This is a genomic window from Marinobacter sp. L-46, assembly GCF_056859535.1.
Genome location: NZ_JBSXOP010000077.1, coordinates 152,007 through 167,459, shown reverse-complemented (window position 1 = coordinate 167,459; position 15,453 = coordinate 152,007). Strand labels below are relative to the sequence as shown.

At 58.1% G+C, this 15,453-nt stretch carries 22 protein-coding genes and 1 tRNA gene; 20 read left to right on the top strand and 3 right to left on the bottom strand.

The window, feature by feature from the left end; translation table 11 throughout:
• Positions 1-6 precede the first annotated feature (6 nt).
• The 10 genes from AC13DJ_RS14000 to AC13DJ_RS13955 all read left to right on the top strand — a co-directional run bounded on the left by AC13DJ_RS14000 (position 7) and on the right by AC13DJ_RS13955 (position 8,484).
• Positions 7-969 (top strand): acyl-CoA desaturase, encoded by a 963-nt coding sequence (locus AC13DJ_RS14000; RefSeq protein WP_232901041.1) that lies wholly within the window; start codon positions 7-9, stop codon positions 967-969.
• A complete protein-coding gene (locus AC13DJ_RS13995) occupies positions 966-1,436 on the top strand; it encodes a nuclear transport factor 2 family protein (protein ID WP_094624016.1) in 471 nt (156 codons plus the stop codon). The genes AC13DJ_RS14000 and AC13DJ_RS13995 overlap by 4 nt, the downstream gene beginning before the upstream one ends.
• Entirely contained in the window at positions 1,433-2,221 is a 789-nt protein-coding gene (locus AC13DJ_RS13990) for an SDR family NAD(P)-dependent oxidoreductase (RefSeq protein WP_482933514.1), read from the top strand. Before AC13DJ_RS13995 ends, AC13DJ_RS13990 begins: the two co-directional genes overlap by 4 nt.
• Positions 2,222-2,263: 42 nt before the next feature.
• A complete protein-coding gene (locus AC13DJ_RS13985) occupies positions 2,264-3,529 on the top strand; it encodes an NAD(P)/FAD-dependent oxidoreductase (RefSeq protein WP_482933513.1) in 1,266 nt (421 codons plus the stop codon).
• A gap of 2 nt (positions 3,530-3,531) precedes the next feature.
• Entirely contained in the window at positions 3,532-4,428 is an 897-nt protein-coding gene (locus AC13DJ_RS13980; RefSeq protein ID WP_482933512.1) for a DUF1365 domain-containing protein, read from the top strand.
• A complete protein-coding gene (locus tag AC13DJ_RS13975) occupies positions 4,416-5,690 on the top strand; it encodes a class I SAM-dependent methyltransferase (protein ID WP_482933511.1) in 1,275 nt (424 codons plus the stop codon). The genes AC13DJ_RS13980 and AC13DJ_RS13975 overlap by 13 nt, the downstream gene beginning before the upstream one ends.
• The gene (locus AC13DJ_RS13970) at positions 5,687-6,211 is read left to right on the top strand and encodes a DUF2878 domain-containing protein (RefSeq protein ID WP_022988204.1); all 525 of its coding nucleotides are present in this window, start codon (positions 5,687-5,689) and stop codon (positions 6,209-6,211) included. The genes AC13DJ_RS13975 and AC13DJ_RS13970 overlap by 4 nt, the downstream gene beginning before the upstream one ends.
• Positions 6,208-6,945, top strand: a complete 738-nt coding sequence (locus AC13DJ_RS13965; RefSeq protein WP_482933510.1) for a hypothetical protein — start codon at positions 6,208-6,210, stop codon at positions 6,943-6,945. The genes AC13DJ_RS13970 and AC13DJ_RS13965 overlap by 4 nt, the downstream gene beginning before the upstream one ends.
• Before the next feature lie 78 nt (positions 6,946-7,023).
• Complete coding sequence (gene xthA, locus AC13DJ_RS13960) at positions 7,024-7,836, top strand: exodeoxyribonuclease III (RefSeq protein ID WP_289101705.1); 813 nt, start codon at positions 7,024-7,026, stop codon at positions 7,834-7,836.
• 18 nt (positions 7,837-7,854) lie between these two features.
• Complete coding sequence (locus tag AC13DJ_RS13955; RefSeq protein WP_022988201.1) at positions 7,855-8,484, top strand: TetR/AcrR family transcriptional regulator; 630 nt, start codon at positions 7,855-7,857, stop codon at positions 8,482-8,484.
• Between the two features lie 3 nt (positions 8,485-8,487).
• Here the strand turns inward: AC13DJ_RS13955 and AC13DJ_RS13950 are convergent, their stop codons facing one another.
• A complete protein-coding gene (locus tag AC13DJ_RS13950) occupies positions 8,488-8,910 on the bottom strand; it encodes a phasin family protein (RefSeq protein ID WP_058340887.1) in 423 nt (140 codons plus the stop codon).
• Between the two features lie 355 nt (positions 8,911-9,265).
• On the opposite strand from AC13DJ_RS13950, the gene AC13DJ_RS13945 reads away from it, so the two are divergent.
• From AC13DJ_RS13945 to AC13DJ_RS13925, 5 genes are read left to right on the top strand one after another with little or no spacing between them, the layout of a single operon-like run.
• Positions 9,266-9,703, top strand: coding sequence for a YeeE/YedE family protein (locus AC13DJ_RS13945; protein ID WP_482933509.1), 438 nt, complete (start codon positions 9,266-9,268; stop codon positions 9,701-9,703).
• Positions 9,704-9,707: 4 nt separating this feature from the next.
• Complete coding sequence (locus tag AC13DJ_RS13940) at positions 9,708-10,175, top strand: DUF6691 family protein (protein WP_482933508.1); 468 nt, start codon at positions 9,708-9,710, stop codon at positions 10,173-10,175.
• A 20-nt stretch (positions 10,176-10,195) separates the two neighbouring features.
• Positions 10,196-10,624, top strand: a complete 429-nt coding sequence (locus AC13DJ_RS13935; RefSeq protein ID WP_482933507.1) for a protein tyrosine phosphatase family protein — start codon at positions 10,196-10,198, stop codon at positions 10,622-10,624.
• A 23-nt stretch (positions 10,625-10,647) separates the two neighbouring features.
• Positions 10,648-11,760, top strand: a complete 1,113-nt coding sequence (gene hemH / locus AC13DJ_RS13930; protein WP_482933506.1) for a ferrochelatase — start codon at positions 10,648-10,650, stop codon at positions 11,758-11,760.
• A gap of 29 nt (positions 11,761-11,789) precedes the next feature.
• On the top strand, positions 11,790-12,527 hold the full coding sequence (locus AC13DJ_RS13925) for a 5-oxoprolinase subunit PxpA (protein WP_482933505.1): 738 nt from the start codon (positions 11,790-11,792) through the stop codon (positions 12,525-12,527).
• 34 nt (positions 12,528-12,561) lie between these two features.
• Here the strand turns inward: AC13DJ_RS13925 and AC13DJ_RS13920 are convergent, their stop codons facing one another.
• Together AC13DJ_RS13920 and AC13DJ_RS13915 are read right to left on the bottom strand one after the other, a co-directional pair.
• Positions 12,562-12,786 carry a hypothetical protein gene (locus tag AC13DJ_RS13920; RefSeq protein WP_199457552.1) on the bottom strand — a complete coding sequence of 75 codons (225 nt, stop codon included), beginning with the start codon at positions 12,784-12,786 and terminating at the stop codon, positions 12,562-12,564.
• A 114-nt stretch (positions 12,787-12,900) separates the two neighbouring features.
• Positions 12,901-12,991: transfer RNA gene (locus AC13DJ_RS13915), tRNA-Ser, on the bottom strand.
• A 256-nt stretch (positions 12,992-13,247) separates the two neighbouring features.
• Here AC13DJ_RS13915 and AC13DJ_RS13910 point away from each other — a divergent pair.
• The 5 genes from AC13DJ_RS13910 to AC13DJ_RS13890 all read left to right on the top strand — a co-directional run bounded on the left by AC13DJ_RS13910 (position 13,248) and on the right by AC13DJ_RS13890 (position 15,445).
• Entirely contained in the window at positions 13,248-13,949 is a 702-nt protein-coding gene (locus AC13DJ_RS13910; protein ID WP_058340882.1) for a Bax inhibitor-1/YccA family protein, read from the top strand.
• A 102-nt stretch (positions 13,950-14,051) separates the two neighbouring features.
• On the top strand, positions 14,052-14,459 hold the full coding sequence (tusD, locus tag AC13DJ_RS13905) for a sulfurtransferase complex subunit TusD (RefSeq protein WP_482933504.1): 408 nt from the start codon (positions 14,052-14,054) through the stop codon (positions 14,457-14,459).
• Positions 14,460-14,461: 2 nt separating this feature from the next.
• Positions 14,462-14,812: a DsrE family protein gene (locus AC13DJ_RS13900; protein WP_482933503.1), complete on the top strand. Its 351-nt coding sequence runs from the start codon at positions 14,462-14,464 to the stop codon at positions 14,810-14,812.
• Positions 14,813-14,824: 12 nt separating this feature from the next.
• A complete protein-coding gene (gene tusB, locus AC13DJ_RS13895) occupies positions 14,825-15,115 on the top strand; it encodes a sulfurtransferase complex subunit TusB (protein WP_473801333.1) in 291 nt (96 codons plus the stop codon).
• A 3-nt stretch (positions 15,116-15,118) separates the two neighbouring features.
• On the top strand, positions 15,119-15,445 hold the full coding sequence (locus AC13DJ_RS13890; protein ID WP_289101711.1) for a TusE/DsrC/DsvC family sulfur relay protein: 327 nt from the start codon (positions 15,119-15,121) through the stop codon (positions 15,443-15,445).
• The last annotated feature ends 8 nt before the right edge of the window (positions 15,446-15,453 follow it).

The window sequence follows — 15,453 nt, the reverse complement described above, 5'->3', positions numbered from 1 at the left end:
TTATTTATGACCCGAGTGAATTACTGGCTGACAAATATTCTGAGATGGTTCGATTCCGAAGCGGGATCAGATCACCTGGACACCTCGTCCCGAACCTTTAACTGGGTACGGGTACTCCCGTTTATTGCCCTGCACCTGGCCTGTCTCCTGGTACTGGTGACCGGCACAAGCACCTTCGCGATGGTGTTTGCCCTTGGATTTTTCCTGGTTCGGATGTTCGCGATTACCGGCTTCTATCACCGCTACTTTTCCCACAAATCCTTCAAAACCAGCCGGCCCGCGCAATTTGTGTTTGCCGTTCTGGGCGCCAGTGCCGCGCAGCGCGGCCCTCTTTGGTGGGCGGCGCACCACCGGCACCATCACCAGCATTCAGACCGCGAGGAAGACCTTCACTCCCCCCACCAGGGCGGATTCTGGTGGTCCCACGTGGGATGGTTTACCTGCGATGCCGGTTTTGCCATGAACGAGCGCCGGGTAAAGGACTGGCTCAAGTTCCCGGAACTGCGTTTTATCAATCGCTTCGACTCCCTGGTGCCTGCCGCCTTCGCAGTTGCTATTTACCTGCTTGGCGAATCACTGGCTGCCTGGGCGCCCGGGCTGGGCACCAACGGCCTGCAACTACTGGTTTGGGGTTTCTTTATCTCCACCGTGGTGCTGTTTCACGCCACCGTCTCTATTAATTCCCTATCCCACGTGTGGGGCAAGCGCCGCTTTGAAACCAGCGATGACAGCCGCAACAACTTCTGGCTGGCACTGATCACGCTGGGCGAAGGCTGGCACAACAACCACCATCGCTGGCCGACGGCGGTTCGCCAGGGCTTCCGCTGGTATGAAATAGACATTACCTGGTACGGCCTGTGGGTATTGTCGAAACTGGGCATTATCTGGGACCTGAATCCGATCCCCGACCATATCCGTAAGGAAACCCTCGAACTCGACCGCAACCGTACCGGGAGGGCAAGCCAATGAGCCAACACCTTTCCAGCGTAGACACCAGCACACCGGTTGCTGAACTACCGGAAGTGCTTGAGCGCTTCTGCACACTGTACAACCAACTCGACAAAGGCAACCTGAGCCAGCTCAAGGACGTGTACAGCCAGGACATCCACTTCCAGGATCCGTTCGGCCAGGTGTCCGGGTTGAACGAGCTTACCGAATACATGGCCGGGGCTTATGGCAACGTACTCCATTGCCGGTTCCGTTTCAGCTCGCCGGTTATCCAGCAGCAATGGTGCACCATCCCCTGGGTAATGGAGCTGCGCCACAAGCGCATCCGTAACGGCAAGACCGTGTTCGTAGACGGCATCAGTCACCTGGAAATCAGCAACGGCAAGGTGCGCTTCCATCGGGACTATTTCGACGCCGGGCAACTGCTTTACGAAAACCTGCCGGTGGTCGGTGGCGCCATCCGCTGGGTGAAGAGGCAGGCAGGATGAACAAACGACTGCAATCCGCATCGAACATCTGGCTTACCGGCGCTTCTTCCGGAATCGGCGAGGCCCTGGTGAGTGAACTGGCAAACCGCGGCCACAACCTGGTCATTACCGGCCGGCGGGCCGAGGCGCTGGACAAGCTGGCCAGCCAGCACCCGAACCGGATTACATCCGCCGTGGCAGACACCACCAGCCTGGACGATTTGTCTGCCATTCAGGGCGATCTCCAGCATTTTGGCGACTTGGACATGGCCATTCTGAACGCCGGTACCTGCGAGTACCTGGAAGTCGCCAACTACAACAGCCAGGTTATCGAGGCCAATATCACTACCAACGTGCTGGGCACCGCCCGCAGCCTGGATATCGCCCTGCCCGCATTGCGGGCCACCCGGGCAAAGGGCAAGCCAGCAACCCTGGTGATTGTCAGCTCGTCGGCCTGGTGGTTTCCGTTTGGCCGGGCCGAAGGTTATGGCGCATCCAAGGCCGCCCTGACCTACTTTGCCCATGCCCTGCGGGCAGACCTGGCTGCCGAAGGCATTGATGTGGTGGTGGTCTCACCGGGTTTTGTAAAAACGCCGCTGACCGATCGGAACGACTTTCCCATGCCGTTTATGGTGACCGCGGATGATGCCGCACAAAGGATTGCCAACGGGCTGGCCAAAGGCCGCAACGAGATTGCCTTCCCGCGGCGGTTTACCTGGCTGCTGAAAGTACTGGGCGCCTTGCCTCAGGGCGTGGTGGATCGCATGGCAGCATCCATGGCCCGCAAAGCCGACCAGAATTCCTGACCAAACCTATTTTGTGAACAAACCGCTTAAGGAAAACCATCAATGAATCAGGACCGTCAGCGCATTGCAGTTATTGGCGCCGGTGTTTCAGGACTGACCGCCGCCTGGCTGCTCAGTGAACACCACGACGTAGAATTGTTCGAAGCCGCCGACTATGCCGGCGGCCACACCAACACCGAGCTGGTACAGGCCGGGGGTCGTACCTGGCCGGTCAACACGGGCTTTATCGTCTTCAACGACTGGACCTACCCGAACTTCATCAAACTGATGGACCGGCTTGGCGTGGCCTCGGAAGTCAGCGATATGAGCTTCAGCGTGGACTGCCACACCAGCGGCCTGCAATACAACGGCACCAGCCTGAACACCCTGTTCGCCCAGCGAAAAAACGTCCTGAACCTGCATTTCCTGAAAATGATCCGGGAAATCCTGCGCTTCAACAAAGAAACCCGGGCAGACCTGGCCGCCGGTGACATTCCCGAAGGCGAAACCCTGGGCGAGTACCTGAACCGCAACCATTACAGCCGATACTTCCGCAACAACTACATCGTGCCCATGGGGGCGGCCATCTGGTCCGCGCCGGAAATCGTGCTGGAGCAGTTCCCGATCCGGTTTTTCCTGCAGTTCTTCAACAACCACGGCATGTTGTCGGTAGATGACCGGCCCACCTGGCGGGTCATTTCCGGCGGTTCCGCCAGCTATGTCACCCGCATGATGCAGAGACTGGGCGACAAAACCCACCTGAACAGTCCTGTCTCCGCCATCCAGCGGGATGACGACGGCGTAACGCTGGTTGTTAACGGGAAAAACCACCGCTTCGACCAGGTTATCCTGGCCTGCCACAGCAACCAGGCACTGGCCATGCTGAGCGACGCGAGTGAACAGGAGCGGGACATTCTGGGCGCCATCGGCTATCAGAAGAACGACGTGGTGCTGCACACCGATGCCAGCGTGCTGCCCTCCAACCGTCGTGCCTGGGCGGCCTGGAACTACATGATTCCCGAGCACAGCACCCATCCGGTATCTGTCACCTACAATATGAATATCCTGCAGAACTTCGACGACGCTACGGAGACATTCTGCGTAACCCTGAACCGCAGCCGGGATATCGATCCGGGCAAAGTGATCAAGCGGTTCGAATACGACCACCCGGTGTTCACCCTGGAGGCTGTTGCCGCACAGCAGCGCTATGACGAAATCGGCAACCATAACCGCACGCACTTCTGCGGTGCGTACTGGTTTAACGGCTTTCACGAAGACGGTGTGCGCAGCGCCCTGCGGGTGACACAGGCCTTTGGTGTGGAGCTTTGAGCATGGCCAGCCAGTGTCTAGAAGGCACTATAAGACATCGCCGTAAGTTGCCGGTACAGCATGAGTTTCTGTACAGCATTGGCATGCTGGCACTGGATCTTGAGGAGTGGTCTTCTGTCACGTCCATCAGCCGCTTTTTTTCACTGGAACGGTTCAACTGGCTGGGGCTTTGCCGGAAAGATTACCTGGACCCGCACATCCCGAACCTGCACCAGGCTGTCGTTCAACGGGTTCAGGAGGCCACCGGCTGGCAGCCGGACGGTCCGGTTCAGCTGATCACCCACCCGCGGTATCTGGGCTACGTGTTCAACCCGGTCAGCTTTTACCTGTGCTACGAAAAGGGCCAGGACCCGGCCCGGGGAGACGTGCCCCGGGTGATTCTGGCCCAGATTACCAATACCCCCTGGAAGGAACGCCACGTGTATTGCCTGGAATGCCGAAATCACGGGCCAGGCGATGCAAGCAACTGGCAAACCGAGCGTTTTTCCTTCAGCAAGCGTTTCCACGTGTCGCCGTTTAACGGCATGAACCAGCACTACCAGTGGCTATTCAGCTTCCGGGGCCCGGAACTGCGCATCCACATGAACGTGGAACAGGAAGATCACAAACATTTTGATGCCACCCTGGTAGTCCAACGGCAGGTACTTGATCGTAAAACCCTGCATCGAAGCCTGCGACGTTTCCCCCTGGAAACTCTCAAAGGCACCGCCGGTATTTACTGGAACGCCCTGAAACTGAAACTCAAGGGCGCCCCCTTCTACACCCACCCGGACAAACTGGAGCCACAGGCACCGGAGTTCCGCCGGGGATTGGAAGATCAGGGGTTCGATGTCAGTGAACCGGCCATCAACGCGTCAAATGAACAACCTTCAGGAAGGGTAAGCTCATGGAGAACCTGAATACCTCCGTCACCAGCCAGGAATCCAGCGTTGCCAACACCGGCACCATCAGCCGGGTTGCCCGCAAGCTGGTATGCCATCAATTGTCCATGCTCGGGCACGGCAAACTGGTGGTACGTGAACAAGGTTACGACGACCAGGTATTCGGCGACAACGACGAGCGTTACCCGACCGCAGAACTGATCATTCACAACCACAGCACCTGGCGGGACCTGGTTACCGGTGGCAGCGTGGGTGCCGCGGAATCCTACGTGGCCGGGGATTGGAGTTCACCGGACCTGACCGCCCTGATGCGATTCTTCACCCGTAACCTCGATACCATGAACGCCTTCGAGGACAAGTTCAGCTGGATCAGCAAACCGGCCCTGAAGGCCCTGCACTGGCTGAACCGCAATACCCCGGAAGGCTCCCGCAAGAACATCAGCGCCCACTACGACCTGGGCAACGACCTGTTCCAGCTGTTCCTTGACCCCACCATGATGTATTCCTCCGCCATTTATCCGGGCGAGGAGTCCACACTGGAACAGGCTGCGGTTCACAAACTGGATGTCATTTGCCGAAAGCTCGACCTGCAACCCGGCGACAAGGTGATGGAGATCGGCACCGGCTGGGGCGGCTTTGCTATCCATGCCGCCAAACATTACGGCTGTCACGTAACCACAACCACTATCTCCAAAGAACAGCTGGAGCTGGCCCGGGAACGGGTGAAGGCCGAAGGGCTGGAAGATCGCATTACCCTGCTGTTCGATGATTACCGCGACCTCACCGGCCAGTTCGACAAGCTGGTCTCTATTGAAATGATCGAAGCGGTAGGACCGCAGTTCCTCGACAGCTACCTGTCCCAGATCAGCAAGTTACTGAAGCCGGATGGCCTGGCCCTGGTGCAGGCGATCAATATGCCGGAACAGCGTTATGAACGTGCCCTGAAGAACGTGGACTTTATCCAGCGATATATCTTCCCGGGCAGCTTTATTCCTTCGTTTGGGGCGATCCTGCAGTCCATGGGCCGCGGGTCAGACCTGGTACTCACCCATAACGAAGACTTCGGCTTCCATTACGCCCGCACGCTTCGGGATTGGTGTGAACGCTTCATGGCAAAGCGCAGTGAGCTGGATGCCCTGGGCTACGACACCGCTTTCCAGCGCCTGTGGCACTTCTATTTCGCTTACTGCGAAGCAGGCTTCAGTGAGCGTGCCATTGGTGTGGCCCATTTGCTGATGGCCAAGCCCGCCAACAAGCGCGCCAACATCATCAGCCTATGATCACCTCGGAAACGGTCCGGAATGTCCTGAACTTCGTATTGTTCCAGGCCGGCTGGTTCGCTTGTGTGCTGTACCCGGGGCTGCCGGTGACAGCCCTGGCATTGGGGCTTTTCATGGTCCATATGCTGCTGGTGAGCCAGAAGCGCTTTTCGGAACTGCAGTTTATCGGGGTCGGTGTTGTACTTGGCGGGCTGCTGGACACGCTCTGGTTCCGGCTTGGCATTCTCGGCATCCCGGGTATCGAAGAAATTGCCGTTGTGCCGCCCTGGCTGGTGGCTATTTGGGCCCTGTTCATGACCACCCTGTGTCACTCACTGGCGTGGATCGGCCAGCACCGATGGCTGCCGTTTGTGCTGGCACCGTTTGCCGGGGCACTGGCTTACTGGTCTGCCGCCAAGCTAGGCGCAGTCACACTGCCGGACACTGCCCTGTCGGTAGCGGCCATCGCGCTGGGCTGGCTGGTGATCTTCCCGCTGCTGCTGTTTATCCGGAAAAGTTTGTACACGGAGCTTGAGCCATGAAAATGACAACAGCGGTTGTTGGCGCCCTGCTCGGTTGCAGTCATGCCGGTGCCGCTGTCTTCGAGTTCCATGGCAGCGCCCGGAGCCTTGATGACGACAGGCCGATCTACCAGGAACACCATGCCGTCAGCGGCACTTGTGAACCCGGCGTATTCGTTCCGGAGCAACACCGGGTCGATTACCTGAGGGCCAGCGACGACACGGGCTTTGCCAGCAAGCAACTGACTTACCGGCAATCTGTCCAGCTGCCGGAGGTGGATTTTCACCAGCCGGAGTTCAACGAGCGCCTGGAGATCAGCTACCCTGAAGCCAACCTGCTGGACATCACCTGGCAGAAACCTTCCAGCGAAACCGCCATGGTCGAGCTGCGCTTTGGCAGCAAACTGGTGGTGGATGCCGGCTTTGACCAGTTCGTACGCGCCAACTGGGCCGCGGTAACCAGCGGTCAGTCTGTGGAATTCGATTTCCTGGCACCCACACGGGGCGATTACTACGGCTTTGTGCTGGAACCCGGCCCGAAAAACCGGGTAGATGCCGACATTGTGGTGCAAATCCGCCCCACCAGCCTGATGCTGAGAGTGCTGGTTGATCCGATTGTGCTCGGCTACAACCGCCAGGGCGCCCTGACCCACTACCTGGGGCTGACCAACATTCGCAAGAACGCAGATGCCAATCACACCGCTGCAATCAACTACCGGGTCATCCGATACCCGGAGTGTGAACTGACAGACTGACTGCGCCCCTTCAGCCACACGGCATAGACCATCCCTTATGGTAAACTCCCGGGCAAACTGATCCGGAGATTCCACGCCATGATGTTTGTGTCGTTTAACGTAAACAGTATCCGCACCCGCCTGCACCAGCTTGAAGCCGTGATTAAAGAGCTGAATCCTGACTTTATCGGCCTGCAGGAAACCAAGGTGACCGATGCGGAATTTCCGGAAGAAGCCATCCGCCAGCTGGGCTACCACGTGCATTTCCATGGCCAGAAAACCCACTATGGCGTGGCGTTGCTGTCGCGGATGGAACCGGAGCATGTGGTTAAAGGCTATCCGTCTGATGGCGAGGATTCCCAGCGCCGCCTGATTACCGGCCGTTTTACCGTAAATGGTGAGCCGCTGACGGTCATCAACGGTTACTTCCCCCAGGGCGAAAGCCGCGACCATCCGGTGAAGTTCCCGGCCAAGCAGAAATTCTACGCGGACCTGATGGCCTATCTGGACGACCTGAAACAACAACCGGGCCATGTGGTGGTGATGGGTGATATGAACATCTCCCCCACCGACAAAGACATCGGCATCGGCCCGGACAACGCCAAGCGCTGGCTGCGCACCGGAAAATGCAGCTTCCTGCCGGAAGAACGGGAATGGCTGGGAGAAGTGGAAAAACGTGGCTACACCGACGTCTTCCGCCACCTGCACCCGGATGAAACCGATACCTTCAGCTGGTTCGACTATCGTAGCAAGGGCTTCGAGCGGGAGCCGAAACGGGGCCTGCGTATCGACTTGATCATGGCCAGCGACAGCCTGCTGCCGAAAGCCAGGGCAGCCGGGGTGTCCTACGACATCCGTGCCATGGAGCGGCCATCCGACCACTGCCCGGTTTGGGCCAGCTTCGAGCTGTAAAGGCGCGCCACTGCCCTTATGAAAAAGGTCAAAACCAGAGACAGGATTCTCGACACCAGCCTGCAACTGTTCAACAGCCTGGGCGAACCCAATGTCACCACGCTGCTGATCTCCGACGAACTGGAGATCAGCCCGGGTAACCTGTATTACCACTTCAAGAGCAAGGGCGACATTGTCGAGGAGCTGTTCGACGGCTTTGAGGCCGAGATGCTCGACCTGCTGGCGGTGCCGGAAGATGTGGAGATTTCACTGGACCAGTTCGGGTTCTTCCTGCACATGCTGTTCGAGGCGGTAGCCCGTTACCGGTTTATGTACCAGGACCTGGTCAACGTGCTGTCGCGCTACAGCCAGTTGCAGGTCCGTTTCCGGCGCATTCTCAAAAAGAAAACGACAGCGTTTCGTACCCTGTGCGAGAGTTTTCGCGGCCAGCAGACCATGGCCATTGAAGAGGCAGAACTGGAATCCCTGTGTGAACAGCTCACGCTGACCGTGTGCTACTGGAGCAGTTTCGACACGCTGTCACACCTGGATAACCGGGAGTCGGTGGATCCAGGCAAAGGGGTGTACCAGATGCTGCACCTGATACTGCCCTATATGGCGGCTGAGGAGCAGGAACAGATCCGTCTCACCAGCCACACGTATCTGTAAGGCTTATTCTTCTTCGTCACGGGCCAGTGAGTCGGAATCGCGAAGGCGGGTCAATTCAGATTCAAGGGCCGCAATACGATGTTCGAGGGCTTCGATTTCTTCCCGGCGGTGAATGCCCAGGCGCCGGAGCGCGCCGGACACCCGCTGGTCAAACATGTGCTCGAGCTTGTCCCAGGTACCGGTTGCCCGCTCGCGAACTTCGCCAACCCGGTCTTCCACGGTACGGATCTGCTTGCCGACCACACCACGGGTTTTCGATTCCAGTTGTTCACCCTCCTGAACCAGACGGTCGAAAAATTTGCCGGCGTCTTCCTCAGCCTTGGTGTAGGCGCCCAGCCCGGCCAGCCAGATCTGACGGGCAGAGCCCTTGATTTTGTCTGCCAGCTGCGGATCATTCTCCGGCGAATTTTGGTCTTGGTCGGACATAGCTACCTCTTGAATGCGGGCAAAGGGTGTTCAGCGCCCATTGTATTACAGCTATACCGCGATTTCAGTGTTACCTTGGGCGGCCCTGAAACCCGCATGGGAAAAGGCCGCAGTATAAACACGGGTGCGATATGAAAAAATGTTTTCAAACGAAAGGGCCTCTGGCTTGAACTGCTCAAATTATGGTCAATACTTCTCGATACCGGTATCCGAGTTGATGCCGGTTTGTCTGGAAGTCTTTCATGGATACTACTCGCACGCCTCTGCCCGGCATCCCTTGCCGGGCTTTTTTTGTTATTATCACACCCCATTATATCCTTATTCCAAAACCAACCATTCAATCCGGAGATTCTGAATGATTGATATTGCGTGGAGCCAATTTACCCCTGGCGCAGCCCTCACGGGCGGTATCCTTATCGGCCTGGCAGTGGCCAGCTTCCTGCTTCTGAACGGGCGTATTGCCGGCATCAGTGGAATTCTGGGCGGGCTGCTCGCCCCCGTTCGCACCGACATCCTGTGGCGCGTTGCCTTTCTGGCCGGCCTGATCGGCGCGCCAGCGGTCTGGGCCCTGTTCGCCCAGCTACCGCCGGTTGAAATCAATGCCGGCTATCCGGCACTTATCGTGGCTGGCTTGCTGGTGGGCATCGGTACCCGCTACGCCTCCGGCTGCACCAGCGGCCATGGCGTATGCGGGCTGTCCCGCTTGTCGCTGCGCTCGCTGGCTGCCACCCTGAGCTTTATGGCCACCGGTTTCATTACCGTCTTCGTTATTCGCCACCTGATCGGAGCCTGATGCCATGAAATATTCCTTCGCCTCGCTTTTTGCCGGCCTGGTCTTCGGTATGGGCCTGATTGTTTCCGGCATGGCCAACCCGGAAAAGGTACTGGGCTTCCTGGACATCGCCGGTCTGTGGGATCCTTCCCTTGCGTTTGTCATGGGGGGCGCCATCATCGTTGGGCTGGTGGCTTTTGCCGTAGCCCGAAAACGCACCCTGTCGTTCCTCGGCTTCAACATGAAGTTGCCGACCAATAACCGAATCGAGAAACGCATGGTTATCGGCAGTATGATGTTCGGCATCGGCTGGGGCATTGCCGGTTTCTGCCCGGGCCCTGGCCTCGTGGCACTGGGGGCTGGCGAAATCAAGGGCGCCGTGTTCGTCGCATCGATGGTAGCCGGCATGGTGCTGTTCGAGTTGTTCGAACGCAATCGTGCCCGGGCCGGCTCTGAAACCGATCAAAAATTCGCCGGCAGCGATGCCGCCTGACAGAACGTTGGAGAATGCTAGTGGAAATCAGAAAGATCGATGACAACATCTCCGTAGCACCGCAGATTGCGGTGCAGGATGTCGCAGAAATCGCCCGTCTGGGGTTTAAAACCCTGGTTGCCAACCGGCCGGACCGCGAAGAGCCGGGCCAGCCGTCCATGGCCGATATTGAAGCCGCTGCCGCCGAGCACGGGCTCAAGTGGGTCTACCTGCCCGTGGCGTCCGGTAACATTACCGATGCCGATGTCGACAACTTTGCCCCGATGATCCGGGATGCCGACAAACCCGTATTCGCTTTCTGTCGATCTGGCACCCGCTGTACCGTACTATGGGCCCTGAGCGCCGCCCGCGAGCTTGACCCACGGGAAATCCTGACCAGGGCCCACCGGGCCGGCTACGACATTACCGGCTTGATTCCGCGGCTTCAGCAGCAGGCAGACCAGCACTAACTACCCAACACCGGAAAGCTTCAATGCCATATAAAGGGACAGAGAACTTCAGCCACAAGCAGTCGGAGCGCCTTGGCGTTCTGGTCACCAACCTGGGCACACCGGATGCTCCCACTACCCCGGCACTGCGCAGGTATCTCGGGGAATTTCTGTGGGACCCCCGGGTGGTTGAAGTTCCCCGCCCCATCTGGTGGCTGGTCCTGCATGGCATTATTCTGCGCATCCGTCCGAAGAGAAGTGCTGAAGCCTACGCCAGCGTGTGGGACAAAGACGGCTCACCCCTGCTGATCCACACCGCCAACCAGGCGGAGGTCATCCGCAAAGCCCTGCAAGCCCGATATGGCAACGACGTGGTAGTGGGCTTTGCCATGCGTTATGGCAACCCGTCTATTCCCCGCGTACTGGACGAGATGCAGGAACAAGGTGTACGCAAGCTGCTGGTGCTGCCACTTTACCCCCAGTATTCGGCCTCAACCACGGCCTCAACCTTTGATGCCATTGCTGGTGATTTCACCAAGCGGCGCTGGTTGCCGGATTTCCGGTTTGTTTCCCATTACCATGACTTCCCTCCCTATATTGAAGCCATGGCGAAGCACATTGAGAGCCACTGGGCCGAGCACGGGCGCAAGCAAAAGCTGATCTTGTCCTACCACGGGGTGCCGCTCAAGTACCTGCAGAGGGGCGACCCGTACCATTGCGAATGCCACAAGACTTCACGCCTGCTGGCTGAGCGACTGGCGCTTAAGCCGGACGAATACATGACCACCTTCCAGTCCCGCTTCGGGCGTGAAGAGTGGCTGCAGCCCTATACCGACGAAACCCTGAAATCCCTGCCGGGCAAAGGCGTGAAGAGCATTGATGTGTTCTGCCCCGGCTTCTCTTCCGATTGCCTGGAAACCATCGAGGAAATCAACGAAGAGAACCGCGAATACTTCATGGAAGCCGGCGGCGAAGGCTTTGCTTACATCCCCTGCCTGAACGCCACCCAAGGCCATATAGACGCACTGGTGCAACTGGTAGAAGATAACCTGCAGGGCTGGGCCGCACCTGAAAGCAGACCGGAAGTGCTTGAGCAGAGGGCCGCGCTGGCCAGCGAGCGCAAGCAGGCAACCTGGCCCGGCCGGGACGACCTCTGAACGGGCCGATAGCATCAGGAGGGGGTGCCATGAAGCTGAACTGTGATCTGGGCGAAAGCTATGGTGCCTGGCAAATGGGCCAGGATGACCTGGTTATGCCGCTGATTGATATGGCCAACGTGGCCTGTGGCTTTCACGCCGCAGACCCGATGGTGATCCGGCACACCCTGGCACTGGCAGCACAGCACAAGGTTGAAATCGGTGCCCACCCTTCCTATCACGACCTTCCAGGCTTCGGCCGACGCTCCATCCATCACACCCCGGATGAAATCGAAGCCTTGATGCTTTATCAATTAGGGGCACTGGAAGGCATGTGCCGCAGCGAAGGCCTGGCCGTGAGCTATGTAAAACCCCACGGCGCCCTCAACAACGACATGATGAAGGATAAGGACACCCTGGCAGTGGTTATGAAAGCGGTACGGACCTTCCGTGAAGGCCTGCCGCTGATGATTCCGGTAACTCTGAGTTATCGGGAGCATCAGGCCCTGGCTGAGAACCTGGGTGTGCCGTTGCTGCTGGAAGCCTTTGCCGACCGCGCCTACGACGATCAGGGCCAACTGGTGCCCCGCCGCCAGGCCGGTGCTGTGCACGAAGATCCGGAGTTGATCGTAAAGCAGGCCTTGTCTTTTGCCCGCAATGGCGGAGTCACCAGCGCTACCGGCAAATGGCTGAATTTACCCGCCGACAGCCTGTGCGTTCACGGCGACAACGAAGCCGCCCTTGAAGCCGTTCGCGCCATACGGACAGCACTCGGCAAAGCGGCATAAAGCCCGGCGCCAGGAAACCGACGGAAGCCCCTGATTACTCGGCAGGGTGCGAATGACCGGTTACCCGGGTTGATTTTACGCTGGCGTCATCTTCAAGGTCCGGTACCGCCTGGCAGAAGGTGCACTCTTCAGCATCCACTGCCGCCCCACCCGTTTCCACGTAACGAATGCGATGGCTGGCCTTGCCCCGATTGGCAGACACGGCAAAGCGGCGATTCTTGCGCTCGTTTTCGGTTTCAGGAGTTTGATGTTCGTCCATATCGACACCTGCTGTTTTCGGTAAACGGTTCAGCAGTGAGTGTATGGCAAATTCGGAATTGATTGGTAAAGCGGAGGAAAATGCGTATTCGGGAAGGTGTGTCTGAGAGAAAAATGGCGGTGGGCCAGGGATTCGAACCCCGGGACGGCTATTAACCGTCGGCGGTTTTCAAGACCGCTGCATTCAGCCACTCTGCCAGCCCACCGTCTTGTTGGATCGGCGATGACTCGCCTTTCCTCAGCTGCCTTGCGACAGCGGGTGGAATGATACCGGATTTGCCTGTGCTGTCAACGCCCTGTAGAAAAAACGATGTAAATTCCGGAGCTTCTGAACAATCCATAAACAAGATTACAGCGGTTTAATGGAATCCAGAAGGCGAATTACTGTCGTAAATGATTGAAAGTTGCGGATTCAACATTATGATGGGACATAGTATCCAGTTTCACTAAACGGAGATGACAATGGAAGACAGACGTTTCGGCGTTCAGAACAACCAGGCTGCCTACGACACGACCGGGGAAAGAAGCCAGGTCACTGCGGGTATCAGCGATGATGCCATGAAGGTGCTTCGCAACACTTACATGTTGCTGGGCATGACCCTCGCCTTCTCAGCCCTGACTGCGTTCCTGAACATGAACGGCACTCATCCGGGCTTCCTGATCACCATCGTGGGTTACATTGGCCTGCTGTTCGCTACCTATAAACTGAAGAACAGCCCCTGGGGCATCGTAACCACCTTCGCCCTGACCGGTTTCATGGGTTATACCCTTGGCCCGATCATCGGTGCGTTTGTGGCGGCCGGCGCCTCCCAGATTGTGGCCCAGGCCCTGACGCTGACAGCCGTTGCCTTTGTTGGCCTGTCTGCGACAGCCATCATCACCAAGAAAGACTTCAGCTTCATGTCCAGCTTCCTCACCGCTGGCGCATTTGTGCTGATTGGTGCCATGCTGCTGGCGTTCTTCATGGAAAGCTCTGCCCTGCACCTGGCGGTGTCTGCAGGCTTCACCATCTTCGCCTCCATCATGATCCTGTTTGAAACCAGCCAGATCATCAAAGGCGGCGAGCGTAACTACATCATTGCCACCGTTGGTCTGTATGTATCCATCTACAACCTGTTTGTCAGCCTGCTGCACCTGCTGGCGGCATTCAGCGGCGAAGACTGATCTCCGCTCAGTCCCTCGCTTCCAGAAACCCCGGCCTTTGCCGGGGTTTCTGCTTTAGGTACACTTCAAATCCTCAAGATTCACTCCCGGGTGCAGGACGCCATGACGCCACTGAGCTATACCCTCGTAATCACCGGAGCCCCCTGGTCTTCCCAGGCCCCCCAGAGCGCCCTGGCCTTTGCCCGGGAACTGCTTGTTGCGGGCCAACGGATTGACCGGGTATTCCTGTATGGTGAGGGCGTATTGCTGGCCTCGGCGCTGGCGACGCCACCCTCTGACGAGGTGAACTGGCCGAAGCAGTGGGCCGACTTCCTGGCTGACAACGCCATCCATGCCACCGTTTGTATTGCCTCGGCGCTGCGCCGCGGAATCATTGATGATACCGAACAGGCCCGCTACGAACTGCCCGGCAACAATTTGCTGGAGCCGTTTGGCATTGCCGGCCTTGGTGAATGGGTGGAAGGTAATGTGAAATCGGACCGGATTATCTATTTCCACGGGAGTAACTGACGGTGAGCACGCTGATCATAGTAGACCAGCCTCCATACGGTAACTGGGTCGGTCGCGAGGCCCTGGACATGGTGTTCTCGCTGGCCGCCTTCGACCAGCCGGCTGCCCTGCTCTTTACCGGCGCCGGGGTCAACTGGCTGCGCAAGCAACAGGCTCCCGACGCCATTGGCCAGAAATCCGTGGAGAAAAACCTCTCGGCAGCGCCCATGTTCGGCGTGGAAGAAATCCTGGCAGACGCGGCATCCTGCGAGCGTTTTGGGCTTGGGCAGGAGCAACTGGTTTCCGGTGTCACCCTCGCCGAAAACCTGCAAGACGTCATGAACGCCCACACCAACGTGGCCTTTGCGGGCTGAGGCAGGAAGATAATGACAAGCACGCAGCCAGCAAACCCGACACTGCACATTCTGAACAAGCCACCGGGACACCCCCGGTTTGAAACCTGCCTCCAGGCCATCCAGGACGGCGATCAGCTGGTACTTACCGAAAACGCGGTACTTGCCCTGGCCGATCATTCCGTCGCCCTGCCTGACGCCTGTAAGGCCATGAAAGCGGATGTCGACGCCAGGGCACTGGATGAGCAAGCCCGGACAGGAACGATCGACTACGCCGAACTGGTACGCCTGACCGCCGAACATTCACGCATCATCAGCTGGTAAACCATGCCCATAACTGACATGCCGCCCCGCAATAACGAAGGTTTCCTGGAAGACGCCAATCAGTGGACACCGGAGGTGGGCTGCCAGATTGCCGCAGATGACCAAATAGAGCTATCAGAAAAGCACTGGGAAATCATAGAGTTTCTGCGGGATTTTTATAAATCACATGAAATGTCGCCGCCATCAAACCGGCTGTTCGTAAAGGCGGTAAAGGAAGCACTGGGCGAAGAAAAAGGCAACAGCATCTACCTGATGCAGCTGTTCCCCGGCACACCGGCCAAAACCGCGTGCCGGATAGCAGGCCTGCCCCGCCCCACCAATTGCCTGTAAGCCTGAGC

Excerpts from the sequence above, each read along its gene's own strand:
- AC13DJ_RS14000 (WP_232901041.1), top strand. The coding sequence starts at position 7 with ATGACCCGAGTGAATTACTGGCTGACAAATATTCTGAGATGGTTCGAT.
- AC13DJ_RS13995 (WP_094624016.1), top strand. The coding sequence starts at position 966 with ATGAGCCAACACCTTTCCAGCGTAGACACCAGCACACCGGTTGCTGAA.
- AC13DJ_RS13990 (WP_482933514.1), top strand. The coding sequence starts at position 1,433 with ATGAACAAACGACTGCAATCCGCATCGAACATCTGGCTTACCGGCGCT.
- AC13DJ_RS13985 (WP_482933513.1), top strand. The coding sequence starts at position 2,264 with ATGAATCAGGACCGTCAGCGCATTGCAGTTATTGGCGCCGGTGTTTCA.
- AC13DJ_RS13980 (WP_482933512.1), top strand. The coding sequence starts at position 3,532 with ATGGCCAGCCAGTGTCTAGAAGGCACTATAAGACATCGCCGTAAGTTG.
- AC13DJ_RS13975 (WP_482933511.1), top strand. The coding sequence starts at position 4,416 with ATGGAGAACCTGAATACCTCCGTCACCAGCCAGGAATCCAGCGTTGCC.
- AC13DJ_RS13970 (WP_022988204.1), top strand. The coding sequence starts at position 5,687 with ATGATCACCTCGGAAACGGTCCGGAATGTCCTGAACTTCGTATTGTTC.
- AC13DJ_RS13965 (WP_482933510.1), top strand. The coding sequence starts at position 6,208 with ATGAAAATGACAACAGCGGTTGTTGGCGCCCTGCTCGGTTGCAGTCAT.
- xthA (WP_289101705.1), top strand. The coding sequence starts at position 7,024 with ATGATGTTTGTGTCGTTTAACGTAAACAGTATCCGCACCCGCCTGCAC.
- AC13DJ_RS13955 (WP_022988201.1), top strand. The coding sequence starts at position 7,855 with ATGAAAAAGGTCAAAACCAGAGACAGGATTCTCGACACCAGCCTGCAA.
- AC13DJ_RS13950 (WP_058340887.1), bottom strand. The coding sequence starts at position 8,910 with ATGTCCGACCAAGACCAAAATTCGCCGGAGAATGATCCGCAGCTGGCA.
- AC13DJ_RS13945 (WP_482933509.1), top strand. The coding sequence starts at position 9,266 with ATGATTGATATTGCGTGGAGCCAATTTACCCCTGGCGCAGCCCTCACG.
- AC13DJ_RS13940 (WP_482933508.1), top strand. The coding sequence starts at position 9,708 with ATGAAATATTCCTTCGCCTCGCTTTTTGCCGGCCTGGTCTTCGGTATG.
- hemH (WP_482933506.1), top strand. The coding sequence starts at position 10,648 with ATGCCATATAAAGGGACAGAGAACTTCAGCCACAAGCAGTCGGAGCGC.
- AC13DJ_RS13925 (WP_482933505.1), top strand. The coding sequence starts at position 11,790 with ATGAAGCTGAACTGTGATCTGGGCGAAAGCTATGGTGCCTGGCAAATG.
- AC13DJ_RS13920 (WP_199457552.1), bottom strand. The coding sequence starts at position 12,786 with ATGGACGAACATCAAACTCCTGAAACCGAAAACGAGCGCAAGAATCGC.
- AC13DJ_RS13910 (WP_058340882.1), top strand. The coding sequence starts at position 13,248 with ATGGAAGACAGACGTTTCGGCGTTCAGAACAACCAGGCTGCCTACGAC.
- tusD (WP_482933504.1), top strand. The coding sequence starts at position 14,052 with ATGACGCCACTGAGCTATACCCTCGTAATCACCGGAGCCCCCTGGTCT.
- tusB (WP_473801333.1), top strand. The coding sequence starts at position 14,825 with ATGACAAGCACGCAGCCAGCAAACCCGACACTGCACATTCTGAACAAG.
- AC13DJ_RS13890 (WP_289101711.1), top strand. The coding sequence starts at position 15,119 with ATGCCCATAACTGACATGCCGCCCCGCAATAACGAAGGTTTCCTGGAA.